8 protein-coding genes are annotated in these 7,816 nt (G+C 44.0%); 5 read left to right on the top strand and 3 right to left on the bottom strand.

Annotated features, from left to right (window positions below; translation table 11 throughout):
• Window positions 1-185: hypothetical protein (locus QT992_RS32325; protein ID WP_333322323.1), on the bottom strand; the 185-nt coding region annotated here is incomplete at its 3' end.
• Window positions 186-546: 361 nt separating this feature from the next.
• The gene (locus QT992_RS32320; protein ID WP_333342874.1) at window positions 547-2,565 is read right to left on the bottom strand and encodes an NB-ARC domain-containing protein; all 2,019 of its coding nucleotides are present in this window, start codon (window positions 2,563-2,565) and stop codon (window positions 547-549) included.
• Between the two features lie 314 nt (window positions 2,566-2,879).
• On the opposite strand from QT992_RS32320, the gene QT992_RS32315 reads away from it, so the two are divergent.
• Both QT992_RS32315 and QT992_RS32310 read left to right on the top strand, forming a co-directional pair.
• Window positions 2,880-4,067, top strand: coding sequence for a patatin-like phospholipase family protein (locus QT992_RS32315; RefSeq protein WP_333342873.1), 1,188 nt, complete (start codon window positions 2,880-2,882; stop codon window positions 4,065-4,067).
• A gap of 253 nt (window positions 4,068-4,320) precedes the next feature.
• Window positions 4,321-6,084: a calcium-binding protein gene (locus QT992_RS32310; protein ID WP_333342872.1), complete on the top strand. Its 1,764-nt coding sequence runs from the start codon at window positions 4,321-4,323 to the stop codon at window positions 6,082-6,084.
• Between the two features lie 31 nt (window positions 6,085-6,115).
• On the opposite strand, the gene QT992_RS32305 is transcribed toward QT992_RS32310, so the two are convergent.
• On the bottom strand, window positions 6,116-6,247 hold the full coding sequence (locus QT992_RS32305; RefSeq protein WP_333342871.1) for a hypothetical protein: 132 nt from the start codon (window positions 6,245-6,247) through the stop codon (window positions 6,116-6,118).
• Between the two features lie 221 nt (window positions 6,248-6,468).
• On the opposite strand from QT992_RS32305, the gene QT992_RS32300 reads away from it, so the two are divergent.
• The 3 genes from QT992_RS32300 to QT992_RS32290 are packed head-to-tail and all read left to right on the top strand — an operon-like array spanning window position 6,469 to window position 7,771.
• Entirely contained in the window at window positions 6,469-6,738 is a 270-nt protein-coding gene (locus QT992_RS32300) for a hypothetical protein (RefSeq protein ID WP_190663726.1), read from the top strand.
• A complete protein-coding gene (locus QT992_RS32295) occupies window positions 6,735-7,433 on the top strand; it encodes an energy-coupling factor ABC transporter ATP-binding protein (RefSeq protein WP_445251189.1) in 699 nt (232 codons plus the stop codon). The genes QT992_RS32300 and QT992_RS32295 overlap by 4 nt, the downstream gene beginning before the upstream one ends.
• Window positions 7,434-7,492: 59 nt before the next feature.
• A complete protein-coding gene (locus tag QT992_RS32290; RefSeq protein ID WP_333322631.1) occupies window positions 7,493-7,771 on the top strand; it encodes a hypothetical protein in 279 nt (92 codons plus the stop codon).
• Window positions 7,772-7,816 lie beyond the last annotated feature (45 nt).

The raw sequence follows: 7,816 nt of genomic DNA, 5'->3' as shown, positions 1-7,816 counted from the left end.
CGATCGCTCAAAGCCGGAAAATGATTGAGCAACCGGGTTTCTCTCTCCATCGAGTATGAGAGAATCCGGGTTTCTGAGCGATCGGGCGATCGCTCAAAGCCGGAAAATGATTGAGCAACCGGGTTTCTCTCTCCATCGAGTATGAGAGAATCCGGGTTTCTGATCTCACGACAATGGCTGAGCATGAAAATGATTGAGAAACCGCTGGTTAAAAACTAGAGATTGCTAGCGATCGACATTTTGAGTCAATCAAAATCCGCCTCAATGATTCAACAAAAATGTTGTCTTGGCTGTCATATTCGGTAAAGAACTGCTTACGATTGGGCGTTTTACGATTTGGCGTTTGCGGTGGCTTTACCTGTAATCATTTTAGGTTAAATCCTATAGATTTAACTAGGTTTATCACAAACGGTTACGAACCCGCAAGACTTAGGAACTGTCACAAGCGCTTTAGGGTGGCCTAGCCCCACAGCATCACCCACCAACTAAACGATAAACATCCGAACATCTGGACGTTTTAGTTGGCAACTTAAATAATTGGACAGCTTACTCGACAGCACCTAAAGCTTTTAGCAAGAATTTTTGCCCTTGAGTTAAACCTGTAACGCCCTTGATATTCATGCCTTCATAAATTCTTGAAGGGGAGAGATTTTTGCCATACTTTTCCATTTCAACAGTTGAAAATTCAATTGTTTGTTCGCGGCTATCTCTAACTAAATTATGACTATTTTCTAGGGGTGTACTAAAAACCGATTTGGCCAAATTAGAGCCCGAAAAGTTGACTTGGTACAGATTAACACCCCTCATATCTGCTTGCCAAATAGTGATATCAGAAAAATCAGCGCCCGTTAAATCGAGTTGAAGTTGACATAATAAATTGAAGATATTACCAGCCCCATATCCGGGTGCTACACCCTGATCTGCTAATTTGATTAAAATGTAATTGAGTTTTTCGGCTAAGTTTTCGGTGGTGTTGTACGTAACTAGGAGTCGGGAAATTAAAGGCGTAACAATGGCGCTAATTTGATTTTTTCTGACCGACTCTTCGGCTGTAGCTTTAATCAGAGCATAGTTTTGAAGAAAAGGAAACAAGGAACAAGAGGATGTAGAACTATTGCACTCTTCTTTAGTAATTTCTTGGTAGAGTTGCTCAATTATTTTTTCTGTGATATAATCTCTGATTAATGGCTGCTGAGTGAAGCCAAAAATACTTTTTTCCGGGACTTGAATTGCGGCTTTTTCAATGAGAGAGCGCCACTGGAGAGATTCTAAGCTTTCTAATAATTCTGCATGGAAAACTGGCGGGACGATATCATTTAGAAGTTCTGTAGGCAAAACTGGTTCTCGGTTAATGGCTAACCAGTAAATAATTTGTTTCTCTATCGGAGATAAGCGATTAAATTGTTCATCTAACCAAAGGCGAATGCCATTAAAAATAGTTTCTTCTTGTTCAAAGAAATCTCGAATATTTCCCGAAAATAAATCTTGTATGGAACTCGCTGCTATTTTTAAAGCTATAGGATTACCTTGGTAGCATTTTATTAGTTCCGCTTCTTCAGCAGGGGTTCCTATTAAAGACTTAAGTTTGAGGATTTCCTTGGCTGCGACTGGTGCTAAACCTTGCAGTTGCAAGAATCGGATGGGTAAAGTTTCTCCGGTTAAAGATGCAATTTCTCTCGGTTTTTCTCGGCTGACAATTAGCACGCAACTTTGGTGATTGGTTTCAGCAATTTGTCTCAGAAGTTGGCTGTAGTTAGAGAATCCCTCGCGGTAAGTGCCTGCATAGCTACCACTCTGGAAAAGGAAGTCTAAATCATCAAGGATAATCAGACACCGATGCTGCTGTAAATACTTGATAAGAAGAGAGATGCGTTCGCCTACAACCTGGGGTAAATCGGTAGTTTGATCCTGTGATAAAAATTGGATAATTTTAGCTAATTCTTCGGGTAAAGGTGAACTATCTCGCAGGCTTTTCCAGATGACAAATTCAAAGTCACTTTGAATTTTTTCTGCTAACTTTACCGATAAAGCAGTTTTGCCAATCCCGCCCATACCGATCAGGGTAATTAAGCGGCAACGATCTTCTAAAATCCAATGTTTAAGGGTAGCTAATTCTTGGCTACGCCCGTAGAAAATAGAAACGTCGATCGCCTCTGATAAATTGTGGTGGGTTTTTGTTATTAAGGAAGGATTTAGGAAGGCGATCGCTTGTTCCTCTGGATAACGTTTTAAGCCCAAAGCTTCCCAAAGGTGACAATTAGCCCAACAATCGGGCAAATGGGGTGATGTGGTTGTCGGTGTTTTATCGGGAGACGGGCGTGTACATGATTCAAGGATTGAGTGAATATTGCGTTTTGTGACTTGAGTTCCCAATGCCAGAGAAATTGTTCGCCATAATTGGGAACCGATATCTTTTAAGTAGTCGGCATCGTATCCTGATGTATCCGCCATGTTTTGATAAGACAGTCCTTCCCAAGATTGGCGGAATACTAGGTCTTGAACGTCGTTTAAGTGGCCTGGTTTGAGCAGGGTGTCTAAAATGGCTAAGGCTTCTTCGAGAGTCATTAGCTGTAAGTGTAAAACAGTGACTAAGTAATTACTCTTATAGACTATCACTTTTTCTAACTATTGTTACTTTTTTTTACTTTGTTTATCAAATCTTCATATAAAGTTCTGGCCTTTTCTGACTTTTTCCCACTGTGGAGGTTGAGGTGAGAAGGTTATTGTGTAACTACGAACTAAAGGACTCGTGAGCATAAGGTAAGTATGAAAAAAATCTGTAAATTGCCAACGATGTAACACCTTCTCTTATCACGAACACTTTGGAAATTAGTATCGATTCACTAAATTAACAACCTATCATTCAGAGAGGAACTGAAATGTTCACCCGTAAACCTCTACAATCTCCATACAATATTCTTTCTTTTGACGGTGGCGTAATTCGTGGTCTTTTAACGGCGGTTTTGCTAGAAAAGCTAGAAGAAGAGCTACAGGAAAAGAATCCCGAAAAGGAATTAAAAGATTACTTTGATATCATTGCCGGAACTTCCACAGGTAGCCTGATTGCTTGCGGAATAGCTAGTGGACTTTCCGCCAAACAACTGAAGGGATTTTACCTAGAAAATGGCATGAAAATTTTTCCTAATTTCAAAGAGACTTTGAAAGTTTGGTTGGGTGAGGTGATTCAGGAAAATATTGACTTCAGCAAATTAGATCCTTTACATCTATTTTGTCAAGACGATAAGAATGACAAGAAATTTATGCTTCAACCTTTCTCCAATGGCAAAGGTCTGGAGGAGGTAATCAAAAGTGTATTTGGCTGTCAGGAATTTGGTCAATTGCCAAAATTAGTAGTCATCCCAAGCTACGATGTCTATAATCACGATGCTGTAATCTTCAAGAACTATCGAGAAGAGTATAAAACAATGCCAGTGTGGGAAGTTTGTAGAGCATCGTGCGCTGCACCTATGGCTTTTCCGGCTCACGTTACCCAGAATAAGGAATTTCTTAAATCTCTTAAAGTAAAGGCAAAAACAGCTACAAAAGCAGGGAAAGAGACAACTATAAAAATCCCGGATGAAGGTATCCCTTTAATTGATGGCGGTGTTGTTGCCAATAACCCTGTACTTTGTGCAATCGCCGAAGGACGCAAACAATTTAAAGATTTTCCTTCTGTAGTCGCTTCTTTTGGTTCTGGTATGGCTTTGAATCGGATTACAGTTGAAGAAGCGAAAGAGTGGGGTAGCTTGAATTGGGTAAGCATAGTCAAAGGTATCCCGATGCTAGATGTATTGTTTGATGGTTCAAATGATGCCAATGATTATGTTGCCAAAGAATTACTTTACGGAGAGAGCGAATACTACCGCTTTCAACCGCTTCTGACAGAGAATGTTAAGGCTTTTAGTGCCGACCCAGATAATCTCTATTTATTGGTTGAGATAGCAGAAGAATTCCTTAAAACTAAGGAATGCAAGGAGGATATGAGTAAGCTTGTTAAATCTCTGACATCGCATCATTCCTTATTGGATTCTATGCGGGAGGTAATTCCTTATTTGAGTCAATTGTAAGAGCACTATTGAGTCAAGATCAGAAAATTTCTTCCCCTGCAAGGATTTCTGGCATTCTCTGGGAGAAATTGGCTCACTAATTTCGATCTGACTTACGAATAAAGTCCTAGAAACCGGGTTTTTTACGAAAATACTTCGTTGCAACCCACAGATTCAGTAAAAAACCCGGTTTCTTTAGTCGATATTGATGTTGAGTTCCAGAAAATCCAACATCATTCATTTCAACAAATTTTAATTCTTGAGGTAAACTACCATGGCTACTTCTGATATAAAATCTGGTCAATTGGATAACAATGATTTTATTGTTCCCACTCCCCGTTTTTTGAGCGGTTTCACGCGGGCTGATGAGTATGACTTAAATACAGATGCAATCTCGCAACCTATCACGCTTGCTCTTGACGCTACAGATCCCAACAAAAATTTTGACACATTCCTGGAAATTATAGATGTGACGACGGGTAAGGTTATTGCTGATAATGACGATAAAGCAAATCCGAATAGTACAAACTCATTGATCGCACCTGGTCAGCCTGACGGTGGTGGCGATATATATGACGATCCGGCAATTGGTGATTCTTTGCTAATTGACGGTACCAACAAGTACAAAGTCCGCGTCACCAGTGTGAGTTCATTGCTGGATCCGTCGTCTACTTATCCCTACAGTTTACGAGTCAGTATTCCTCAAGGCAATGTCAGTTTAGTTCCGAGAGGTAGCACCTTCAGTAGCAGCCCTCTAACGGGCAACTCTATCACCTTCCCTGGTAAATTGGAGAGCGCTAAAGACTTTACTTTTCCGTTCAAGGCTCCCAGTAAGGACAGCACACTTGCTGATGAATTTCAAGTCAAAATATCCTCGGTGGGCGAACCGATCAAAATTTCCCTCAGCAGCACGACAAATGGCTTTGACCCTTATGTGGAAGTTGTCAACGCTAAGACTGGCGAAGTTATTAAAGCTGATGACAATAGCGGCGGCGGTAAGAACGCGCTGCTTTCTGTCCCGTACCAAGCAAATACTGACTACAGAATCCGTGTCAGCAGTAAAACTGCATTAGCTTCCTCTGCTGATTACAGCTTACAGGTCAGCACTTCTTCTGGCAATACTGTCACTTTGACCCCCCGCAGTGGTGACACCCGCATCCCCTCAGCGAACACCGGGCCGGACGTTATCAAACCAGAAGTGGGAACAGGGCCGGACGTTATCCAACCACCACGGGGAACAGGGCCGGACGTTATCAAACCAGAAGTGGTAACAGGACCGGACGTTATCAGTATACCTGTAACGATCGCAACACCAACAATCAATGCCCCCGGCTCAGGCAATCCTACAGGGCAATCAGCAAACACTGTTACGGGCCTGTTTTACAACCTCTCAGACAGTAAGGATGATATTTTGCTGTTCTCACTGCCCTCGACTGCTACTGGCAAACAAATCTTAGCCCTATCTGGCAGCGACAAGATTACTGGCACCAGCGCCGCTGATACGGTTAACGGAATGCAAGGAGCCGATACAATTGACGGAGGCGCGGGTAATGACAGTTTATCCGGCGGTAAAGAGTCAGATTCCCTTGAAGGTGGTGCTGGCAACGACGATATATTAGGCAACAATGACAACGATACTCTTACCGGAGGAGAAGGCAATGATACTATCCGGGGCGGTAAAGAGAAAGATAGCCTGACTGGTGGTGCTGGCGATGACTTTCTCTATGGCGATCGCCATCAAGATTTTCTCACCGGTGGCGATGGAAACGATACATTTGTCTTAGCTGGGGGACAGATAGCCGCAACCAGTTTAACAGATGCAGATGTGATTACAGACTTCAAGACTGGCGACAAAATTGGTCTCACCGACGGGAATACATTTGGCGGCCTCTCCTTTGAAAATGTCAGTTTGACTCTGACTGGACAACCTGCTGTCAATTCTATAGCAATTAAAGTTAAAGCCGACTCCAGTTATTTGGGTATCGTTCAAGGGGTAGCGCAAAGCGCTTTGACGGCAAATGCTTTTGTTATTCTGTAGCATGGGCTTTGTCCGCTCTATTTGAGTGAAATTAATCGCGATCGCCTTTGAGTTTGAGAGGAGGCGATCGCACTTGTATTCTTCCTGTGCGAGGGGCGATCGCACTCATCACCATGTGCCAGTTGCGTCGATGACCACGAATTTCAAAGGTGGTACCCGCCACGTGATTTATCCGTGGGATCAATCCAAAATCTAAAATCTAAAATCCTCAAGCCCCCGAATTGATCTCGCGCAAGTCAATCCAAAATCTAAAATCTAAAATCTAAAATCGAATGACTGTCCTCATCTCCCCCATCCCCCCATCTTTTCCATCCCATCATCCTCTTCTGCTCCTCAGCACCTATACTTAAAATTGGGATCTTACAGTTAATTTTTTTAAACCGAATGTTCAGCATTGACATCATTGTGAAAAATACGCCCGTCTCGCTGTCGGTGCAGCGGAAGTTGGAGGAGGACGCTGAGACTGTTTACCAGCAGGTGCTGGCGGCGATTCGCAACTCCCAACCGCAAATTTTGGAACTCACCTGCGAGAAAAATCCTGAGAAAAAGGTGGCTGTGCTCAGCAGCGAGATTTCTGGGGTGGTGGTTTCTCAGAAATCGGGGGCGTCATCTACAGGCCGATCCCCTGGGTTTGTCTCGATGACAGCAGAATGAGGGCTGGGGGTGTTGGTGCCGATATGAGCCAGTCAGCCGTTGCTGTGCGGGATTTGGGTTTTTGCTGGCCGTCGGGCGATCGAGTGTTGCAAGGTTGCTCTCTGGATGTACCCAAGGGCGAGTTTTGGATGCTTTTGGGCACTAACGGCAGCGGCAAGTCTACGCTGTTGAGGCTGATGGCTGGGCTGCTGCACCCCCTGTCGGGGGAAATTGACCTGAGTGGACGGGTGGGGTTTGTGTTTCAAAACCCCGATCACCAATTGGTTATGCCGACGGTGGGTGCGGATGTGGCTTTTGGTTTGGTGGAGGAAAAGCTTTCTAACGTTCAGGTGCGGGAGAGGGTGGCGGAGGCTTTGGAGGCTGTGAATTTGCTGGATTTGCAGCGGCGGCCGATTTATGCTTTGAGTGGCGGTCAGAAGCAGCGAATTGCTCTTGCTGGGGCGATCGCCCGTCACTGCGAAATTCTCCTGTTGGACGAACCGACGGCTTTGTTAGATCCTGATTCTCAGTTGGATTTGGTGGCGGCGGTGCAGCGCTTGGTGAAAAATCGCGGGATTACGGCTTTGTGGGTGACTCACCGTTTGGATGAGTTGAATTATTGTGATGGGGCTTTTTTGTTGGAAAAGGGCCAAGTTGTCGATCGGGGAGATCCGGCGCGTTTGAAGCAGCGGTTGATGCAAAGCCAAGATGTTTAGCCCTCAAGTAGCGGACGTAAAATAGCTGTAGAAGTCAAAGAGTCGCTAGGAGCAAAAAAATGACCGTTGAAGAAGCGATCATCGATAAGGTGCGGGTGTTGCCACCTGAAAAGCAACAAGAGGTGTTAGCGTTCATCGAGTTTTTGGATTCGGATGAGTGGGAGCATATCTATAAAGGGCGGTTTAAGGAACTCCAGCAAGAAGTGCAGATCGGAATTGATGCGGCGGATCGAGGAGATGTCATCGATGCTGACGTGATGTTTCAAAGGTTGCGGGACAAACTACGGCAGCAGCAAGCTCAGGTAGTTGAAATACTCACCGGCATAAATGCGCGGTGATTCTTGACGCTTCATAGGGTTCTGCTAACCGTTGCTAGTCTAACA

Source organism: Microcoleus sp. T3_D1 (assembly GCF_036700405.1).
GTDB lineage: Bacteria > Cyanobacteriota > Cyanobacteriia > Cyanobacteriales > Microcoleaceae > Microcoleus.
Note: the sequence above shows the minus strand (reverse complement) of the source record. Positions and strands in the feature narration are given on the sequence as shown.